Source organism: Mesorhizobium sp. YC-39 (assembly GCF_025753795.1).
GTDB lineage: Bacteria > Pseudomonadota > Alphaproteobacteria > Rhizobiales > Rhizobiaceae > Mesorhizobium.
Genome location: NZ_JAOWPS010000001.1, coordinates 1,649,023 through 1,668,085, shown reverse-complemented (window position 1 = coordinate 1,668,085; position 19,063 = coordinate 1,649,023). Strand labels below are relative to the sequence as shown.

Here is a 19,063-nt window from a genome sequence, read left to right as displayed (position 1 = left end):
GACATGCGGCTTCTATCCGGGCAGTCCGGAGGACCTGATGCTGTTTGCACCAGAAAGCGCAGCGATGACCGCAGCGGTCACTTCGGCAGTGCTCGCCGCTCCACCCAGGTCCGGACTGAGATATTCTCCTCGATCGGTAACGGTTTCAATTGCAACGATGAGACGTCGCGACGCAGCCGGCTCGCCCAGATGATCAAGCATCAGGCTTGCCGTCCAGAACGCGCCTAGTGGATTGGCCACGCCTTTGCCGGTGATGTCGAAGGCCGAGCCGTGGATGGGTTCGAACATGGATGGACGGCTGCGCGATGGATCGATGTTCGCTGTCGAGCCGATGCCGAGCGAACCGCCAAGCGCGGCGGCCAGATCGGACAGGATGTCGGCATGGAGGTTGGTCGCCAAAACCGTGTCGATGCTGCCTGGCTTGTTGACCATGCGCTGAGTCATGGCGTCGACCAGCATCCAGTCGACGGTTAGATCCGGGTAGTCATGAACCACTTCGCGCACGACTTCGTCCCAGAGCACCATGCCGTGGCGCTGTGCGTTCGACTTCGTAACGACCGTCAACAACTTGCGGGGACGCGACAGGGCAAGATCGCTGGCAAAACGGGCGATCCGTTCAATGCCAGCGCGGGTAAAGACGGCGACATCCATGCCGACCTCGATCGGCAGGCCGCGATGAGCGCGCCCGCCGACGCCGGCATATTCGCCTTCGCTGTTTTCGCGCACAATCACCCAGTCTATCTGCTTGCCGAGCTCGGGCCGCAGCGGGCCGGTCAGTCCAGGCAGGAGGCGCGTCGGCCGCACATTGGCGTACTGGTCAAACCCCTGGCAGATGGCCAGGCGCAGACCCCACAACGTGATATCGTCGGGAAGGTTCGGGTCGCCGACCGAGCCGAAATAGATGGCATCGAAACCCTCGATCTGCGCCAGGCCATCCTGCGGCATCATGCGGCCGTTGCGGCGATAATAGTCGGAGCCCCAGTCGAAGCGCTTGAACTCGAAGGCAAGACCCGGCTCGACGGCAGCCAAGGCTTCCAGCACTTTCACGCCGGCATCGACGACCTCCGGGCCAATACCGTCACCGCCGATGACAGCGATCCTATGCGAGGACATTTTCGGCTTCCTTCTCGATGGCAGCGACGATGGCGCTGGTCATTCCTTCGGTGTCGGTGTTTCCGCGTGTCGCTCGTTCGCCCGTTCGCCCTCTGCGGACCTACGAGACTATGATCAACCTCATTGGCAACACGACCAACGGAGGTGGTCTCGTTGTGCGCGTCCGACTCGACCCACCTTTTTGCGCGCTATTCTACGCTGGAGCACTACGCCTTCGGAACCGACTTTACGTCGTCCTGAAAGTGGGCGCAGATCGGCTTGCAACGCAGAGATAGAGAACGCCAGCTAAGCGCGAGTGAGATGCGAACTAGAACGACAATTGCGGCATGGCGAAAATTGCCTCCGGACATACGCCATTGCCGCAGTTTGCCCCTTACTCCCACCCGGCTTTGGAGACCAGCGCCAAGGCGGTCTCGACAATCGCTTCATCGTTTCCTGCAAGAAACACTGGCAATTCGAAGTGGAGCCGACAGGCGCATCTACCCGATGCACCTGACTGCTCGCATCATCGCGAGCCTCCGTCCAGATTGCGTCAGAGCCAAATCTGCACCGCATTACAGCGGTCAGGGCGTGATCTCCACCAGTGAGCCGTCCGGTGTTCGCGCGACCGCTTCATAGAAGCCATCTCCGGTCATGCGCGGCTGCGAGACCAGCAGGCCGTCTTCATCAAGTCGACTGGCGAGGGCATCTACGGCTTCATTTGAACCGACGGAGACGGCGATATGCGCCCAGCCTGGGACTTCCGCCCTGGCGCGCGCCATGCCATCGGCAACCCACGGGCCGGTCATCAATTCGATGGATGGTCCACCGTCCAATTCCACGAAGCGAGATGCGAAGCCTTGGCGCCGCCGACTTTCATAGCGCTCGCCGATCGTGGCATCGAAATAGCGTGACCAGAAAGCGGCGGATGTTTCCAGGTCGGCGGTCCAAAGTGCCGCATGCGCAACCTTCGCACTCATGCGATTGCCAACCACGCCGACGATCCGGACCGGGACATTTTGACCACATCTGACCTGTCGCGCCCGATCGTCACGACGATCGAGCACGGTTTATTGGAGGGCATCACTGTTGGTTTCCACATTTCGTACCGCGTCGGCCAGCCGGTGTTCAGGCAAATCTCCCGATCGGACCGCCGTAACGATGTGCATGGCAACCTCGTCTGCCCTGCCTGCCGGAAGAAGGATGAGATCGGCACCCGCTTTGACAGCGGCGACCGCGGTTTCACCGTCGGAGAGGCCACGCAGCGTCGCAACGGCATCGATGTCGTCACTGACGATGATGCCAGCAAAGCCAAAATCGTGACGTAACATGTTTATGGTCTTCTCCGAGCGTGAGGACGGGTATTGTGGATCGACGGCGGGCACCAGCGCCGGGCCTGTCATGATCGCGCGTATGCCGGCCTCGATCGCCGAGCGGAACACGCCAAATCCGGGGAGAAGATCTTCTGCTGTCCCTCGAACATCCGCGAGTTCGACTGCCGGGTCACCCGTGATGTCATGATGGCCGGGAAAGTGTTTGGCCGTCGCCACAATGCCGGCACTCTGGACGCCGCCGATGAACGCCTTCGCGATGCGAGCGACTTGACGCGCATCCGTGTCAAGGGTTCGTCCCTGCAGCCAGGAATTGCGACCGGTGAGGACATCGACCACGGGACCGAGGAACATTCCGACCCCTAGTTCCTTGGCCTTCCGGCCGATGTCGTGCGCCCGTTGGCGAATGGCCTCATCCTGCATCGAGAGCAGTTCCGCCCGATCGCCAAAGCTTGGCACGAGTCCATGTAGACGCTCGATTCCGGTTGGTTCCTGGTCGAGCGCGATCATTACCCTGTCGGCGCGGCTGGCGACTTCGTCAGCCAGACGGCGGAAATCCTGCGCTCTTTCAGAGGCGCGTCTGGCATCGCTCATTCGACGCGAAACATATTCGGCCCGTGTCTCGCCGAGCAGCAGGCATCGTCCACCTTCGTCGAAGTAGCGTTTCAGATCATCGGTCAATTCCAGACCGTCGATAGCCGGAAGGAGGACCGCGCGCGCGTTGCGTTCGATGCTGTCCACGGTCTTGTCCTTTGCGATGTGTTCAAACAAGACCACGGCCGATGCGGAGGAAAGTGCTTCGGCCTGGAGCTTGGATCACGATCTTCTGATGTTCTGCGGCAGCCGCTTCTCGCGCTTACTCCGCGTCGACGGGCGCTTGGCAAAGTTGCTCGCTATACGCATGGGATACTTCGGAATACGCCACGCACTTGATCCTGGATAACTCGACGTTCTCCTGATTTGTGCGGTTTATGAAAGCCACGATGTTTCCCCCGAAAAAATATGACCCCATCAACGACAATAATATCAGGCCCGCCAGAGCTGTGATTGGAATTGAGGGCCTTTTTCGGGTTCGATTCAACATTGGCTTTCCATGCAATTGGCAGAACACGGCCCTTACCGGCGCCGGGACAGCCACTTAGGAAATCGGGTGCAACTCGATAGCCAACCAGATCGAGTCCGTGTCCGCATAATAGCGATGCCACGGATACTCCCACCGGTTCTTGCCGGCGACGCGGCAGAATGGGTCATGCGTGTAGCCAACCGGCATCATAATATCCTCATAGAGCGCGGACTGCTCCCGCTCATGGAATTTCTGCATGCGGCCGAGGCCATGGATCTGGGTATGCACTTCGAGGAACGGGTGCTCATTGTGGATGAAGCAGTCGGTCTCTCCCGGCGACCACCACAGGTTCAGCTTCAACTCGAACTCCTGATTTGCCGCGACGGCCGGGTTCTCGTTGGTGAAGGCGAGAGGATTGGTTGTCACGGTGCCGATCGTGTCCTGCGCCGAGATGTAGAGGGGCGTGTCGCGCGGAAAGCTCTTGATCCGGTTGCCGAGCCAGTCCCAGCCGCGCAGGGCGACGCCGCCGAGGTTGGTGGTCTTGTTCATCTTCAGCACTGCCGCACGCTCTGCGCTGACGATCTTCGCCCCCTTCAGCGCGGTCGACTTCCAGGCTGGCACTATGCCGGGGACGGCCGATCCCGACGTCACCATCGGCTTTGGCGAAAGGTTGACGACGACACCGTCCTCGACGGCGAAGTCGCGCACATTGTCGACCAATGCCGCCGAGATGAAATCGTCGGCAAAAGCCAGATTGCGACGCGCGTTTTCTTGATGGGCCATCGGTGTCCTAATTCCATTCGTCCAACTCTGGCGGATGGAACCACGCTCCAGATCACCGTTCAATTTCGCGGAGAGCGTATTACTGACGCATCAGTAAGCAAATTATGCGCCAGTTTGCGTCAAGTCCACCTATGTGGACGGGTCGCGCCGGCACCCAGTGTGATGACGACAAGGGCAACGACCACCACCCACAGACTGGCGCGCAGCGAGGTGGCCTGGGCCAGCATACCGATGAAGGCCGGGCCGACGAGCAGGCCGGCATAGCCGAGCGTGGCGACCAGCGACATCGCAGAGCCCGCCGCGTGGCCGCCGATCCGGCCGGCTGCGGCAAACAATAACGGCACCACATTGGCGATGCCGAAGCCGCACAGGATGAGCGCCAGGAAGATGACCGGCACCGTCGAGATGCCAAGGATCATCGTCAGCGCAAGAGCGCTTGCGGCGGCGCCGAGCCGCAACAGCCGTACCGGCCCGAACGCATTGGCCATCGCGTCGCCGACCAGGCGACCGACCGCCATCATGCCGGCAAAAACCGCAAAGCCGAAGGCGCCCGTGCTCTCCAACGCACCGGCATTGCCGACCAGATAGACGGCCGTCCAGTCCATCAGCGCCCCTTCCGAAAACAGTGCCAGGAACGCAATCACACCGACGAGCAACAGCCGTCGCCGCTGGACGGGGTCAAGCGGCGCCAAGCCTTGGTTCGAACTCTTGCGGACTGATATGTGCGGTTCGCTCAGCCAACAACCGGCCGCGCCGAACAGGATCACTCCCATCCCAGTGACGCCGAGGCACGCCTGCACATTGCCGCCAGCAGATAGAATCAACCCACAGACGCCCGCGCCACCCAGATTGCCGACGCTGAACAATGCGTGGAAGGACGACATGATATGGCGGCCGACACGTCGCTCCAGGAAGGCCGCGTCCGTATTCATCAACACGTCGAGCGCTCCGAACGCAGCACCCGCGAAGGCGACGACGAGCCCCAACGACGTCACGCTTGGCGCATGCGGTGCAACGATCAACGCCAACCCGAAGCCGGTACAGGCGATAAGGCATAGGATGCGCGTGCCGAACCGCGGCACCAGCCGGCCGACATTGGTCATGGTCAGGATGGCGCCGGCTGCGAAGCAGAGCAGCACGAAGCCCAGCGTGCCCTTGTCGATCTGCAGTCCCGCACTGATGGACGGCAGGCTGGCGGCCCATGCGCCGATACCAATGCCGCCCGCAAGAAAAACCATGAAGGAGGCCAGGCGTGACGGCTTTTTCTCGGCGGCAATCATTTTGAATCCTGCTTGCCGGCGGGCCGGCCGGTTGTTGGCGGCATGGTCTGCGGATGAGAGGCTGGCCGGTCGACAGATGCACCTGCGATGGGCATCGATCCTCGCCGGGATCGAAGCCTACTCGTGACGTTTGACGGCAGCCGCCCTGCCGTTCGCGGCAGCCTTTCCCACGGCTTCAGCGCCGGCGAGCGCCGCCAGCCCGTCGCGTCCGGTGGCACGAGGGCTGCCAGTCCCGGCGATGGCATTCAGGAATTGCTCGATCGTATCCGCGTAGAGATCGTTGGCCCGCAGCGGGATCGATTCGTTGCGCCCATTCACCCGCCGCGTCAGCGTTCCCGTGGAACGCTGCGCCAGTGTGCCGGCCGCGATCAGCGCCCCATCCGAGCCGAGCGCCACGACCTGGCTTTCCACGTCGGGCGTGACGAAGCTCTCATGCACCTGAACGAAGGTGCCACCGCTCATCTTCAGGACGTACATCGCATGATCGTGGACGGCTTTGGAACCGAGCGCCACGCCTGCACCCAACGCGACCGCTGTCACCGGCGTCTGCTCCAGCAGGAACGAAGCCAGGTCAATGTCGTGGACACTAAGATCAAGGTAGATGCCGCCCTCGGCCGCGTCCTTGATCCGCCACGATTGCAGAACGGGCCTGAGATAGCCGGCATGGACGATCATCAGCGAACGGACGGCACCTATCTCGCCGGCCGCGATCATCCGCTGCATCGTCTGGTGCACCGGTGACGATCGCAGATGGTGGTTGACGGCAAGCACCACGCCGGCCTTCTCGCAGGCACGCACCATCTTCAGCGCATCTGCAGAGCGTGTGGCCAGCGGTTTGTCGCACAGCACATGTTTGCCGGCCGCCGCCGCGGCCAGCACCTGATGCCGGTGCTGCGTGTTGGTTGAGCTGATGTAGACCGCGCCGATCCGCCGGTCGGCGAGCAGCACGTCGAGATCGGAGCAGGAGTCGGGAATGTCGAGGTCGCGCGCGAAGCCGGCGGCGTGCGCGCCGTCATGGCTCATCACGCTAAGCGGCCGGCCGCCGCTGCGGCGGATCGCGTCGACCATGTATTCGCGCGCGATGGTGCTGGCGCCGATGAGACCCCAGCCGAACCCATCGAGGGCCTCGATGGCGATCGTCGGGGCGCGCGGCATGGCCGGGGCCAAACCGGCATGGATGGAGTTCTTCGCTCTGCGCAGGGCCATCGAAACACTTCCAGTCAGGGGATCGAGACCCATTGGCGAAGCCGCGAGGAATCGAGACAGGCGTCGACGATCTGGGTGATGTGGTGGCCGCTCTCGAAGGTCGGCCACATTTGCTCGCCGGTGATGATGGAGCGCACCACCTCGGCGATCTCGATCTGCTTGGATTCATTGTAGCCGAGCGCGAAGTTCGCGATCGGCAGGAACGCGGCATAGGTAGCGTTCTCCGGCCCGACGTCGATCTCGCGAAAACCCCGTCGGCCGACGCGGTCGTCGTTGGTGTAGAAGCGCAGGCGGTTCACCTCGTCATAGTCATAGGCGATGCTGCCCCTCGTGCCGTAGATCTCATAAGTCTGCTTGAACTTGCGGCCGGTCGCGACGCGGCTGAAATCGACGATGCCCATTGCGCCGTTCTTAAAACGGCAGAGCAGGTTCGTGGCGTCGGTGTTGGTCACTTCGGCCATGTCCTCTTTGCCGGTAAGCGCGGCGCCGCTGCCATAGTTGAACCCGGCGACGATGGGGCGCTTGTGTGTGACGATCGCGCAATCGGCGATCAGTTCGGACACCCGCCCGACCAGCCGCTCCATGAAGGAAAAGACGTGGCTCCCGGTATCGCCGACGATGCCCGTCGGCGCGAGCTTGCCGTCCGCGCGCCACATGAAGGGTGCGTTCGGATCGCCCAGCACATCGACATGCTGGCACGCCCTGAACAGCTTGACGTCACCGATCTCGCCGGAATCGATGATGTCCTTGGCAACGTCGTGGATCGGATTGCGCGGGAACGCGTGGCCGACGCGTGTGATGACGCCCTTCTCGGCCGCGATGTCGGCGAGCTCGCGCGCCTCGGTCGCCGTGTTGGCAAGCGGCTTCTCGCAATAGACATGCTTTCCCTGGAGAAGCGCCGCCTTGGCGACCTCGTGATGCAGACTGTCAGGAAGGCAGATATCGACCAGCTCCACTGACGGATCGGCCACCGCTGCGCGCCAGTCGGTCGACAGTTTCGCATTCGGGACCAGCTTGCCGGCCTTCTCCAGTGCCTGCCCGCTTCCGTCGACCAGCCAGGCAATTTCGGCCGTGCCTTTGTCCGAGCCAAAGATGAACGGGATGTTCTGGTAGGACATTGTGTGGACCTTGCCCATCCAGCCGCAGGCGCCCAGAATGGCCACTTTCACGGATCTGCTCATTGGTCCTCTCCTGTCCACTCGAATTACCGGACCAGCTCGGCGCGCAGCTTTGACGCAGCGCGCAGTGTCACGGCGACGATAGTCAGCGCCGGATTCACCGCGGCCGAGGTCGGCAGCACGCTTGCGTCCATGATGTAAAGGTTCTCGACGTCATGCGATCGGCAATGCGTATCGACGACCGAGGTCGCGCCATCAGTGCCCATCTTGGCTGTGCCGCACTGATGTGATGGCGTGCGACGATCGAAAGCGCGCGACAGCACGATCGGAAAGCCGGCCGCCTTGAACACGCCACGCACCCGCTCGACCAGCGTCCTGTGACCGAGCATGTTGGAGCGCTGCCAGTCGAGCACGATCGCCGACCCGTCAACCATGACCCGGCTTTCCGGATTGGGCAGATCCTCGCTCATGACGTACCAGTCGAAGGAATAGCGGGCGATCAGCCCCGTAACGAACTCCGGCACGCTGGGCATGTTGGCCTTGAAAATCGGTCCCGATATCTTGCCGAGCAGTTGCACGTTGCCGAGTGGAAAACCCGTCTTGGAATCGTGCAGATAGAAGTCGTTGAAGCCGAAGGTCTTGGAATGGACCGCGGTGTTGCGCAAGCGTGGATCGAGCGTGATCATCGCCGAGCAATTGTGGTTCATGAAGTTGCGACCGACCTGGTCGGAGCCGTTGGCGAGACCGTTCGGATGCTGCCCGTTCGCCGAGCGCAGCAGGAGTGCCGCGGAATTGACCGCACCTGCCGCCAGGATGAAGCGATTGGCGCGCACCGTCACCTCCTGCCCCTGGTGGCGGATCATTGCTTGCTTGATCGTCTTGCCCGAAGCGTCGGTGTCGAGGTGCAGCACGTCCGCGCCGGTCAGGAGCTCGACATTGTCGTGCGCGAGTGCTGCTGCGAGCGGACCGGTCTCCGCGTCAATCTTCCCGGTAAAGGTGTCGGGAAAGGCATCCCATGGTGTCTGTGCGCGCTTCAGCCATGCGACATGATCGATCGCGATCGGTAGCGAACTCGTATGGATGCCGATCTTCTTCAGCCGCTGGCGGGCCTTGCCGATCGAGGGCTCGTCCGGAACGGCCGGAAAATCGTAGCGGGTCGAATGCGGCGGTTCCGTCGGATCGTCGCCCAGTTCGCCGCGGACGCAAAACAACCGCTCGGCCTGACCATACCACGGCTCGATCTCTTCATAGGAAAACGGCCAGCCCGGCGTCGAGCCCTCCATATGCTGCTGCGGGGCGAAATCCTGCGCGCGGTTGCGGTACATGATCGCGCCATAGAATTTTGAATTGCCGCCGACATTGTAGAAATTGCCGGGGCTGAACGGCGTCCGCGTGCCGTCGAGCCAGGATTCCTTGGTGCGGAAATGCTGCCGCTGGAAGATTGCGCGCTCGTCGCGCGTCTCGGGCGTATCCTTAAGCCGCTCGCCGCGTTCAAGGATAAGGATTCGCGCCCCCGTGTCGGCAAGCACGGAAGCAGCCGTCGCGCCGCCGATGCCCGATCCGATGATGACGATGTCGGCGGAAAGTTCCGTCACTGCGTATGCCTCGTGGGTGCTCGCCGCATGCTGGTCACGCCGCCTCGACCGCCTGCCCGTAGCCGACATTCTTGCGCGCGAAGCGGCGTACCCGGACATTCGCCTGCTCGGCATGGCCGGCGAAGCCTTCCATGATGCAAAGCCGCGAGCAGCGCTCGCCAATCATCGCCGAAGCCTCGTCGGTCATGATTCTCTGGTAGGTGCAGGTCTTCAGGAACTTGCCGACCCAGAGGCCGCCCGTGTAGCGCGCCGCAGTCTTGGTCGGCAGCGTGTGATTGGTGCCAATCACCTTGTCGCCATAAGCCACGGTCGTGCGATGACCGAGGAACAACGCGCCGTAATTGGTCATGTTGGCGAGGAAGTAGTCAGGATCGGCCGTCATCACCTGGACATGCTCGGAAGCCATGCGGTCGGCCTCTTGCACCATCTCTTCCAGCGTGTCGCAGACGATCACCTCGCCGCAGTCTTCCCAGGCCTTGCCGGCAATGGCCGCGGTCGGCAGGATCTTCAGCAGCCGCTCGATCTCGCGCATCGTGTCACGGGCGAGCTTTTCGGAATTGGTCAAGAGCACCGCCGGCGAATTCACGCCATGCTCGGCCTGGCCGAGCAAATCTGTGGCGCACAGTTCACCGTCGGCCGTATCGTCGGCGATGACCAGTGTTTCAGTCGGCCCGGCGAAAAGGTCGATGCCCACCTGACCGAACAGGAGGCGCTTGGCCTCCGCGACATAGGCGTTGCCCGGTCCGGCCAGCATGTCGACCGGCCTGATGGTCTGGGTGCCGTAGGCCATTGCGCCGATCGCCTGGACACCACCCATGCAATAGATCTCGTCGGCGCCGGCAAGATGCTGCGCGGCAACGATCAGCGGTGCCGGGCGGCCCTTGAACGGCGGCGCACAGGTGATGACGCGGTCGCAGCCGGCGACTTTCGCCGTTAGAACCGACATGTGCGCGGAGGCCAGCAGCGGATACTGTCCACCAGGCACGTAGCAGCCGACATTCTCGACCGGGATGTGCCGATGGCCAAGGATCACGCCGGGCAGCGTCTCGACTTCGATGTCGAGCAAGGAATCGCGCTGCGCCTGTGCAAAGTTTCGCACCTGGTCCTGGGCAAAGCCGATGTCGTCGCGCTCCTGAACCGTAAGGCTGTCGACGCAGGCCTGGATTTCGGCGTCGGTCAGCCTGTAGGACGACCGGTCAAGCCCGTCGAACTTGGTCGACAGTTCGCGTACCGCCGCGTCGCCGCGCGCTGCGACATCGGCCAGCAGCGCTTCCACAGTCGCCGTCAACGGGGCGTCCTGCGCAAATCCGGTGGCAGCCTTCGACGATTTCAGTCGTCTGATCATGTCTGGACCTTTTGCCGAGGCGTTTCGTTGCCCCTTCATTCAAGGGCGAAGCCGGAGCGGCGCCTTTTGGGAAGGCAGCCGCTCTTCGAACTCACATATGCTGTTCGAGTTCGCGGCCGGCGGCGTATTCGGCCTGCTCCTTCTCGTAATAGGCAGGCGACGGGAAATCCCACCAGCCGGTGACGAACGGCCCGGCCGCATCGCGTGAGGTGGTCACCTCGACCAGTGCGGGTGTGCCGCAATCGAGCGCCGCCTTCAGCGTCTTTTCCAGATCGGCCGAGTCCTCGACCTTCCAGGCCTCCATGCCAAAGTTTTTGGCCACTTCGGCAATGTTGGCGGTGTAGGGTTCGCCATTGCCCTTGTGGTGGTTGAACTCGCTGCCGACATGGCGCCCCATGAACTTGCGCTGGCCGCCACGGATCGACATGTAGCCACGGTTGTTCTGGACCAGGAACACGGCCGGGATGTTGTTCATGACGGCTGTGCCCATCTCCGGCAGAGACATCATGAAATCGCCGTCCCCGACCACTGCAACCACCTGGCGGTCAGGCTGCGCGAGCTTTGCGCCGAGTGCCGCCGGCACCGCCCATCCCATCGGCGAGAATGAACCCGAAGTGAGATGCGTTCGCGGTTCATAGACCGGGAACGTCTGCTTGACCGCGCCCTGGGTGTTACCCGACCCGGCCAGGATGATGCCCGAGCGGTCCATCACCTTGCGCAGCGCGCCGAGCGGCCGCTGCGACGTGAACGGGCTTTCACTCGAGTCGCGGCGCGGCGCCAACATCTCTTCCCATTCGGCCTTGGCCTTACGGATATCGGCGTGGAAGCGGTCACGCCGGCCGAGCGCGCGGCTCGACTGCTGGTCCGAGATCAGCGCCAGCATCGCCTCGAGCGTGGCGCGAGCATCGGCGACGATGCCGACTTCGGTCGGATAATTCTTGCCGATCTCATGATGATCGAGATCGACATGGATGAGCTTGCCGGGCGGGATGGAGAAGGACGCACCCTTGCGATAGCTCGACGCCGACCAGTCGGTGAAGCGGCAGCCGACCGACATGACGACATCGGCGCTGGCAGTGATCTGATTGCCGCAGGCTGTGCCGGTCTGACCGACGGCGCCGATCGACAGCGGATGATCCTCGGGGAAGGCGCCCTTGCCATTCCAGGTCGAAGAAACGGCCGCCCCGACCTTCTCGGCCAGCGCAAGCAGCGCCTCCGAGGCATTGGCGCTGATTGCGCCACCGCCCGCGATAATGACCGGCCGTTCGGCCGACAGCAGCAACGCCGCCGCCTTCTCGACCGCAACGGGATCGGGATAGGTGACGCCGATCGCCATGCGCGAAGCGAGCGGATGGATGGTGACGTCGGCCGCTTCGGTCTGAAGGTCCATCGGCACTTCCACATGCACCGGCCCGGGGCGGCCCGACAGCATCGTGTTGAAGGCGCGGTGCATGATGAAGGGCAGTTCATCCACACGGCCCGCCTTGTACACGCGCTTTGTCACCTGCTCGGTGATGCGCGGGAACGCATTCTCCTGCTGGCGCTCCAACTCCTGCATGACGCCATGGCCCTTCATGTGCGTCGCCGGACCGCCGGAAACGTAGAAGGCCGGAATGGAGTCGGTGTAGCAGGTCGCCAGGCCGATGATGGTGTTGGTCGCGCCCGGGCCGATCGAGGTCGAGCACGCCATCGGCTTGCCCGAAGCGCGGAAATAGCCGTCGGCCATATGCACGGCGCTCTGCTCGTGCATGACCTGGATGAACGGGATCTGCGAGCCGGACTCGAGAAATGCGTCGAACAACGACCAGATGCCGTGGCCGGGAACGCCGGCGACATATTCGACGCCGTACTCCTTCAGCGCTCGTGCTACGATTTGTCCGCCCGTCAAATTCATCGGTTCCACCTCGTTTTTCGCGTTGCCGGCGGGTCGAAGGCTCGGCGCCGGCAGCAGGATCGAGGCAGAGTTTCAGGAAATAGTCATTGACGCACAATTTCGCAGACACTTGAATATTGACGCGACATGACGCAACATATGCGACATGTAACTTAAAGTGGGCGAGGTCGATGGAACACGACGAAAACCAGGTGGCCCACTTCTCGGCCAACCTGCGCCTGCTCTGCGAGCGTCACGGCTCGATCTCCGCCGTCTGCCGGAAGATCAATCTGAATCGTCAGCAATTCAACAAATATCTTTCCGGGCTGCACATGCCCTCGCCGCAGAACCTGCGGCTGATCGCCAATTACTTCGGCTTGAGCGTGCCGATCCTGTTTTCGCAGCCGGACGAGTTCCGCACCCTCGTCGAGGGAAATTTTTTCCATGCGATGGAAAATGTGCGCCGTTCACCCGAGCTCAACAAGTTCGTCGAAGCGATGATCGTCGAATCGAGCGGCGACCAGAAAGAGGTGCTTGGCGTCTGGGACCGCTACCAATACTCGTCGATCTACAAGGGCTTCGTCCTGCGCTCGGCGTTCTGCATCTACAAGAACAACCAGTTCCTGCAGCACTATTACATCGAACGGTTTCCGAGCTACGACGATCCGACGAAGACGGAATATGTTTTCAAATATTACGGCTTCGTCTTTCCGGTCGCCGGCCGACTTTTCACCGCCGATTTCGAAGGCATTCAGCGCAATGAGCTGACCTTCGGCGTCTATGCGCCAGTCAAGCGCAGCTCATCGAAATTCATGTTCGGCATCGCCACAGGCATCGCGGCCACCATGTTCCGCCAGCCTTATTCGACCAAGGTGGCGCTGCACTACCGGGGACCCGGATTGCTCAAGCGCGAGCACCTCGACGCACTGACCGTGCTCGACCGCGGCGACCCCTCAATCCCGCGCGAGGCCTTGCAATTCCTCGGCGACGGCTCCGAAATGATCCAACTCGGCTGACGCAATCCGACGCGGCCAAAGCGTCAAACACGCTCGCCAATGTCTTCGCCACGAAATTGCGGGAGCGTGCGCAGCCGTGTCAATTGGCGCGGTCCGGCAGAGCGCCGAACGCCCGGTCAGAAGGAGCGCGATTTTGGTGGCCACCGTCAATTCGACCATGATGCCGTTTTCCAACGTGGCGCACCTGCCCTTCGAGGAAAAGCTGCGCGCGACGCGGTTGGCCGGATTCGGCGAACTGTCGCTGATGCCCCTGCAGGTCGAGCGCCTGCTGGAAAGCGGCATGAGTTTTGCCGAGATGAAGTCCCGCGCGGCTGACCACGGCGTCTCGATCACCCGGCTCGATCCGCTCAACACTTGGCCGCGCATCTGGCGTCCCGACAATATGGACGAGGCCTATATCCGCACCGTCGACACGACGCCGGACGCCTTCTTTCGGCTGACCGATGGGCTGGGTTGCACGCATATGAGCCTGAATGCCACTTTCCCGTTGAATGCCATGTCGATCGACGAGATCACCCAGCACTACGCCGCCATCTGCCGTCGCGCCGCGGCGCACGGTGTCACCTGCGACCTCGAATTCATCCCGCTGTGGGGCGTGCCGACGCTGGACATGGCCTGGCAAATCGTCAGCGCCGCGGACCAGCCGAATTCCGGTCTGGTTTTCGATGTCTGGCATTTCGTCCGGAGTCGCTCGAGGCTCGACACGCTTCGCCAGCTTCCCGGCCACATGATCCACTGCCTGCAGTTGAATGACGGCCCGCTCGACCTCCCGGCCGGCGTTTCGATCAAGGACGACTGCTACAACAGGCTCTTTCCCGGGGACGGCGACTTTCCCAACGTGGAGATCATCCGCATCCTGGCCCAGCGCGGCGGCCTGAACCAAGTCGGGCCGGAGGTTTTTTCCCCGGTGCTGGCGGCCATGTCGACCGAAGAGGTCGCGGCGAAATCCTCGACCTCGATCGCTGCCGTTTTCGATGTGGCCGGCGTGCACGCCTGATGGCTTCTCTGTCCCAGCGCTGATGCCTCGATTTGGAAGCGATACTTCGCGCATCGTGCGCAACATCGCGTCATGAAACCCTGTCGTGCGAAATTGTTAACCGGCGCGAAACTGCGGACTATCAGCAGGCAAGAGCGGGCGACGGATCGATCGATCCGACGACCTGCCGACGGGAACCATGAAGGCGCTATTGATCGGCGCGGACAGTGTCGGACGGAGCCGGCTCGAATGGGCGGGCGATGGCGAAGCTTTGGGAGTGCTGCGAATGAGCCTTTCACGCACGAGGACGGGAGCATTGCTGGCCACGCCGACGATACTCTACATGCTTGTCTTCTTCGTCGTGCCAAGCCTGATCCTGTTCGCCTATAGTTTCTGGTCGTCTGCGTCCTATCGGATCGTGCCGGACTTCCAGTTCGAGAACTATCTCGGCTCGCTGGCCTCGCCGGTCTTCTGGAAGGTCACCTTCAACGCTATCCGCATCGGCCTCTTCACCGCCGCGATGACGCTGATCCTGTCGATCCCGGTCGGCTACTATCTGGTTTATGTCAGCCGTTCGCAGACCATGCTCTATCTCATCCTCATCACCTGGTTCTCGAGCTATCTGGTGCGCATCTACGCCTGGCGCACGCTGCTCGGTACCAATGGCGTGCTCAATACTTTGCTCCTGCAACTCGGCGTCATCGATCACCCGGTCTCGGCTTTCCTGTTCAGCCCCTTCGCGGTGACGATCACGCTGGTCCATATCTACCTGCCGTTCTGCATCCTGCTGGTCGTGTCCTCGCTGAGCGAGATCAAGCGCGACCTGGTCGATGCGGCGCGTGACCTGGGTACGTCGTCGATCGGAGCTTTCTTCAAGGTCATAGCGCCCAACGCGGCCAATGGCCTGGTCGGCGCCTTCATGCTGACCTTCATCCTTGTTGCGGGCGACTACGTGACGCCGCAGATGCTGGGCGGCTCGTCGGGACAAACCACCGGCCTCCTGATCGCTGATCAATTCCGCAAGACCGGCAACTGGCCGCTCGGCGCGGCGCAGGCTTTCCTAATGTTCGGGGTCTCGATCATCCTCTACGTCGTCATCACGGCGCTTGGCCGCGCCACCGGCCTGATCGTCAAGCGGCGGGCGAAAACCGAGCGGGAGATCTGACTGTGCTGTTGCGGATCATCGTCTGGGCCATCCTGGCCTTCCTGCTCGTCCCCCTCCTGATCATCATATTGTTCTCGTTCCACGCCTCGCCTGCCCTGTCCTTCCCCTTCGCGGGATTTTCGCTGCGCTGGTACGAGGAGCTGTTTGGCAATGCGCAACTGGCCTCTGCGGTCATCAAGAGCCTGACGATCGCTCTGCTCACAGCGCTGGTGACGCTGCTGCTTGGCGCCACGGCGTCGCTGGCCTGGCTGCGCTTCGGCCGCGCCGGCCGCGGCATGATCGAGGCGCTGACCGTGACGCCGATCGCGCTGCCGGGCCTGTTCGTCGGCGTCTCACTGCTCGTCCTCTTCGCGCAGTCGGGCACCCAGCTCTCGACTGCCACGATCGTAATCGCCCATGTCGTCATCGCGATCCCGATCCTGATCGTGGCGATGAAGGCGCGGCTGGCGCTGTTCGACCCCTCGCTGGAGGAGGCCGCGCGTGACCTCGGCGCCTCTCAGATGCAGACCTTTGCCCGCGTCACCCTGCCGCTGATCGCGCCGACCCTGATCGCATCCGCGATCCTGGCTTTTGCCGTGTCTTTCGATGAGTTCGTGGTCACCTCCTTCGTCGCCGGCACGGAAACGACCCTGCCCATGTACATCTGGTCGATGATGCGCCGCACCGTGACCCCGCTCGTCAACGCAATCTCGACGCTCGCCCTCTTCTTCTCGATCGCAATCCTGGTTGCGTCCTGGCTGATCGGTCAGGCCCGTCGGCGCTCTGCGATTGCCGGCCGCCTCGAACAGTTGGAACCCTTGCCATGACCAATCCCAGGACGATCATCGAAATCCGCGATGGCAAGAAAGTCTTCGGCAGTTTTACTGCGTTGACCGACATCAATCTCTCGATCCGCCAGGGCGAGATCCTGACGCTGCTCGGACCTTCCGGCTGCGGCAAGACCACGCTGATGCGCTTGATCGCCGGCTTCGAGACGCTGACCTCGGGCGCCATCAGCATCGACGGAAGCGACTGCGCCGGTACGCCGCCGGAGCGTCGCCCCGTGAACATGGTTTTCCAGCGCTATGCGCTCTTTCCGCATCTCGACGTCTTCGAAAACGTCGCCTTCGGCCTGAAGGTCAAGGGCATGCCCAAGGCCGAGGTCAAGGAGCGGGTGAGCCGCATGCTGCAGATCGTGCAACTGGACAATTTCGCCAACCGCTACATCGATGAGATCAGCGGCGGCCAGAGCCAGCGCGTGGCGCTGGCGCGCGCCCTGGTCAACGGCCCCAAGGTGCTCCTGTTGGACGAACCACTGGCCGCGCTCGACCTTAAGATCCGCCAGCACATGCTGGCCGAGATGAAGCGCATCCATACCGAGACAGGAGCCACCTTCGTCTATGTCACCCATGACCAGGACGAGGCGATGATCCTGTCGGATCGCGTCGTACTGATGGAAAAGGGCCGCATCGTGCAGATCGACCGGCCCGAAGACATGTATGCCAGGCCGAAATCGCTGTTTGCCGCGAAATTCCTCGGTGAGACCAACCTGTTCGATGCGACGGTCAGCGCCGTCAACGGCATTGGCACCACCGCGGTCACGCCGGCGGGCATCCGCTTCATCGGCGCCGAGACGGCCGATCGCCAGCCGTCGGAACGCATAACAGTCTCCATCCGCCCGGAATCCTTGAGTTTCCAGGACGGCGAGGCGGCGACGCAGTCGGCCGAAGGCACCGTCGAGGATGTCGTCTTCATCGGCAGCCGCTCGTTCTACACCGTGCGTCTCGACGACCAGTCTCCGGTCCGCATCCAGGTGCAGCGCAATGGTCGGCTGGCCCTGCCGTCGATTGGCGACCGCACCCGCGTCTACTGGGACTCGGCCAACGTCGTCATGCTCCCGCATAGCTGATGCGGCGCCAAAACTTGTGCATCTCCGACGAGGGGCATTCGCACACTGACGCACACAACGCGCCATGAAGCGCCGGCATTCGGCACCATGCGAAATTGTTTCTCGCTGACCCAGCCAACACAATCAAGCTCTTAACGGATCTCAAAAGGGGAATTCGACAATGAGACAAATCTGGTCCACCGACGAAGTCATGCAATTCGCAACGAGCCGCCGGTCATTCCTTGGCGGCGCAACGGCGCTTGCCGGCGGCGCGATGCTCGCGCCCTTCATTCCCAATCTGGCGCATGCCGCCTCAGGCGATCTCCAGATCATGGCCTGGGAAGGCTGGGAGCTGACTGACGAGCTTGCCGACTGGATTTCCAAGAACGGCCTCAACGTCGAGGTCTCGGCCATGGGCAACCAGGACGATGTCACCACGAAGTTCAGCGTGCCGAACCCGCCGCCTTTCGACGCTGCCGAATACAACCAGGGCTATGCCGACCTTTATCTCGACGTGCTGAAGATCACCAAGCCGCTCGACAAGTCCAGGCTGCCGAACTACAGCGCCGACAACCTTTTCGACGTCTTCTACGACAAGCCGACCTGGTTCCGGAACGGCGAGCTGCATGGCGTGCCCTATGCATGGGGCCTCAACACCATCGTCTACAATCCCAAGATGATGGAAAAGCCGACCTCCTACACCGATCTCCTGAAGCCGGAGCTGAAAGGCAAGATCGTGCTGGTCGACGACACGCTGGTCACCTGGCCGGTCGCGGCGACGTTGGCGGGCTTTACCACCTTTCCGAACCTCACCAAGGACGAGATGGCCAAGACCTTCGAGCATCTGAAGCTCTATCGCGATCAGGCCCGTACCATCAGCCTGACCTACGGCGATGTGGTTTCGCTGATGGTTTCGGGCGAGGTCGCTGCCTGCTTCGCCGGCTGGACTGGCATCCCGACCGAGACCGCCAAGCAGAATGTCGAGACGATCTACACCATCCCCAAGGAAGGTGCGGCGACCTGGTGCGACGCCTGGTTCATGCCGCCCGGCGCCGACAATGAGGAAGCCGCCTACGAGTTCTTCAACCAGGCGATCTCGCCGGAGGTGCAGGCCAAGGTCGTCACCCGCAATGCTGCCGGTGTCGTCTCGTCGAAGGCGGTTGCCCTGCTGCCGCCCGAGACCAAGGCGCTGTTCGACTATTCCGACGTCGAAGGCATCTTCAAGGCCGCGCCGCTTCTCGGCATTCCACCGCTCAAGTCGGACCAGTATGCGACATACGCCGACTGGGTCGCCGCCTGGAACGAATTCAAGGCGGGCTGACCCTCTCCGACACCAGACCGAGGCGCATCCTC

Annotated in this window: 16 protein-coding genes; 6 read left to right on the top strand and 10 right to left on the bottom strand. The window is 62.4% G+C overall.

Annotated features, from left to right (window positions below; translation table 11 throughout):
* Positions 1–12: 12 nt before the first annotated feature.
* From OHD62_RS07835 to OHD62_RS07790, 10 genes are all read right to left on the bottom strand, one after another.
* Complete coding sequence (locus OHD62_RS07835; protein ID WP_263781899.1) at positions 13–1,113, bottom strand: tartrate dehydrogenase; 1,101 nt, start codon at positions 1,111–1,113, stop codon at positions 13–15.
* A 563-nt stretch (positions 1,114–1,676) separates the two neighbouring features.
* Complete coding sequence (locus OHD62_RS07830) at positions 1,677–2,072, bottom strand: VOC family protein (RefSeq protein WP_263781897.1); 396 nt, start codon at positions 2,070–2,072, stop codon at positions 1,677–1,679.
* Between the two features lie 90 nt (positions 2,073–2,162).
* Positions 2,163–3,164: a glycoside hydrolase family 3 N-terminal domain-containing protein gene (locus OHD62_RS07825; RefSeq protein ID WP_263781896.1), complete on the bottom strand. Its 1,002-nt coding sequence runs from the start codon at positions 3,162–3,164 to the stop codon at positions 2,163–2,165.
* A 397-nt stretch (positions 3,165–3,561) separates the two neighbouring features.
* A complete protein-coding gene (locus OHD62_RS07820; RefSeq protein WP_263781895.1) occupies positions 3,562–4,269 on the bottom strand; it encodes a hypothetical protein in 708 nt (235 codons plus the stop codon).
* Between the two features lie 119 nt (positions 4,270–4,388).
* Positions 4,389–5,549 carry an MFS transporter gene (locus OHD62_RS07815; protein WP_263781894.1) on the bottom strand — a complete coding sequence of 387 codons (1,161 nt, stop codon included), beginning with the start codon at positions 5,547–5,549 and terminating at the stop codon, positions 4,389–4,391.
* A 117-nt stretch (positions 5,550–5,666) separates the two neighbouring features.
* A complete protein-coding gene (locus OHD62_RS07810; protein ID WP_263781893.1) occupies positions 5,667–6,755 on the bottom strand; it encodes a Gfo/Idh/MocA family protein in 1,089 nt (362 codons plus the stop codon).
* A 14-nt stretch (positions 6,756–6,769) separates the two neighbouring features.
* On the bottom strand, positions 6,770–7,936 hold the full coding sequence (locus OHD62_RS07805; protein ID WP_263781892.1) for a Gfo/Idh/MocA family protein: 1,167 nt from the start codon (positions 7,934–7,936) through the stop codon (positions 6,770–6,772).
* 23 nt (positions 7,937–7,959) lie between these two features.
* Positions 7,960–9,468: a GMC oxidoreductase gene (locus OHD62_RS07800; protein ID WP_263781891.1), complete on the bottom strand. Its 1,509-nt coding sequence runs from the start codon at positions 9,466–9,468 to the stop codon at positions 7,960–7,962.
* 34 nt (positions 9,469–9,502) lie between these two features.
* Positions 9,503–10,813, bottom strand: coding sequence for a histidinol dehydrogenase (gene hisD, locus OHD62_RS07795; RefSeq protein ID WP_263781889.1), 1,311 nt, complete (start codon positions 10,811–10,813; stop codon positions 9,503–9,505).
* 91 nt (positions 10,814–10,904) lie between these two features.
* Positions 10,905–12,707 carry a thiamine pyrophosphate-binding protein gene (locus OHD62_RS07790; RefSeq protein ID WP_263781888.1) on the bottom strand — a complete coding sequence of 601 codons (1,803 nt, stop codon included), beginning with the start codon at positions 12,705–12,707 and terminating at the stop codon, positions 10,905–10,907.
* A gap of 170 nt (positions 12,708–12,877) precedes the next feature.
* Here OHD62_RS07790 and OHD62_RS07785 point away from each other — a divergent pair, with 170 nt between their 5' ends.
* From OHD62_RS07785 to OHD62_RS07760, 6 genes are all read left to right on the top strand, one after another.
* A complete protein-coding gene (locus OHD62_RS07785) occupies positions 12,878–13,702 on the top strand; it encodes a helix-turn-helix domain-containing protein (RefSeq protein ID WP_065010843.1) in 825 nt (274 codons plus the stop codon).
* A gap of 136 nt (positions 13,703–13,838) precedes the next feature.
* Complete coding sequence (locus tag OHD62_RS07780) at positions 13,839–14,699, top strand: sugar phosphate isomerase/epimerase family protein (RefSeq protein WP_263781885.1); 861 nt, start codon at positions 13,839–13,841, stop codon at positions 14,697–14,699.
* A gap of 265 nt (positions 14,700–14,964) precedes the next feature.
* Positions 14,965–15,843, top strand: coding sequence for an ABC transporter permease (locus OHD62_RS07775; protein WP_263781884.1), 879 nt, complete (start codon positions 14,965–14,967; stop codon positions 15,841–15,843).
* A 2-nt stretch (positions 15,844–15,845) separates the two neighbouring features.
* Positions 15,846–16,649, top strand: a complete 804-nt coding sequence (locus tag OHD62_RS07770; RefSeq protein ID WP_263781883.1) for an ABC transporter permease — start codon at positions 15,846–15,848, stop codon at positions 16,647–16,649.
* Positions 16,646–17,731, top strand: coding sequence for an ABC transporter ATP-binding protein (locus tag OHD62_RS07765; protein ID WP_263781882.1), 1,086 nt, complete (start codon positions 16,646–16,648; stop codon positions 17,729–17,731). Before OHD62_RS07770 ends, OHD62_RS07765 begins: the two co-directional genes overlap by 4 nt.
* Positions 17,732–17,891: 160 nt before the next feature.
* Complete coding sequence (locus OHD62_RS07760; protein ID WP_263781881.1) at positions 17,892–19,031, top strand: ABC transporter substrate-binding protein; 1,140 nt, start codon at positions 17,892–17,894, stop codon at positions 19,029–19,031.
* Positions 19,032–19,063 lie beyond the last annotated feature (32 nt).

Bases quoted from the DNA above. Each gene is read 5' to 3' on its own strand.
- OHD62_RS07835 (WP_263781899.1), bottom strand. From the start codon at position 1,113: ATGTCCTCGCATAGGATCGCTGTCATCGGCGGTGACGGTATTGGCCCG.
- OHD62_RS07830 (WP_263781897.1), bottom strand. From the start codon at position 2,072: ATGAGTGCGAAGGTTGCGCATGCGGCACTTTGGACCGCCGACCTGGAA.
- OHD62_RS07820 (WP_263781895.1), bottom strand. From the start codon at position 4,269: ATGGCCCATCAAGAAAACGCGCGTCGCAATCTGGCTTTTGCCGACGAT.
- OHD62_RS07815 (WP_263781894.1), bottom strand. From the start codon at position 5,549: ATGATTGCCGCCGAGAAAAAGCCGTCACGCCTGGCCTCCTTCATGGTT.
- OHD62_RS07810 (WP_263781893.1), bottom strand. From the start codon at position 6,755: ATGGCCCTGCGCAGAGCGAAGAACTCCATCCATGCCGGTTTGGCCCCG.
- OHD62_RS07805 (WP_263781892.1), bottom strand. From the start codon at position 7,936: ATGAGCAGATCCGTGAAAGTGGCCATTCTGGGCGCCTGCGGCTGGATG.
- hisD (WP_263781889.1), bottom strand. From the start codon at position 10,813: ATGATCAGACGACTGAAATCGTCGAAGGCTGCCACCGGATTTGCGCAG.
- OHD62_RS07790 (WP_263781888.1), bottom strand. From the start codon at position 12,707: ATGAATTTGACGGGCGGACAAATCGTAGCACGAGCGCTGAAGGAGTAC.
- OHD62_RS07785 (WP_065010843.1), top strand. From the start codon at position 12,878: ATGGAACACGACGAAAACCAGGTGGCCCACTTCTCGGCCAACCTGCGC.
- OHD62_RS07775 (WP_263781884.1), top strand. From the start codon at position 14,965: ATGAGCCTTTCACGCACGAGGACGGGAGCATTGCTGGCCACGCCGACG.
- OHD62_RS07765 (WP_263781882.1), top strand. From the start codon at position 16,646: ATGACCAATCCCAGGACGATCATCGAAATCCGCGATGGCAAGAAAGTC.
- OHD62_RS07760 (WP_263781881.1), top strand. From the start codon at position 17,892: ATGAGACAAATCTGGTCCACCGACGAAGTCATGCAATTCGCAACGAGC.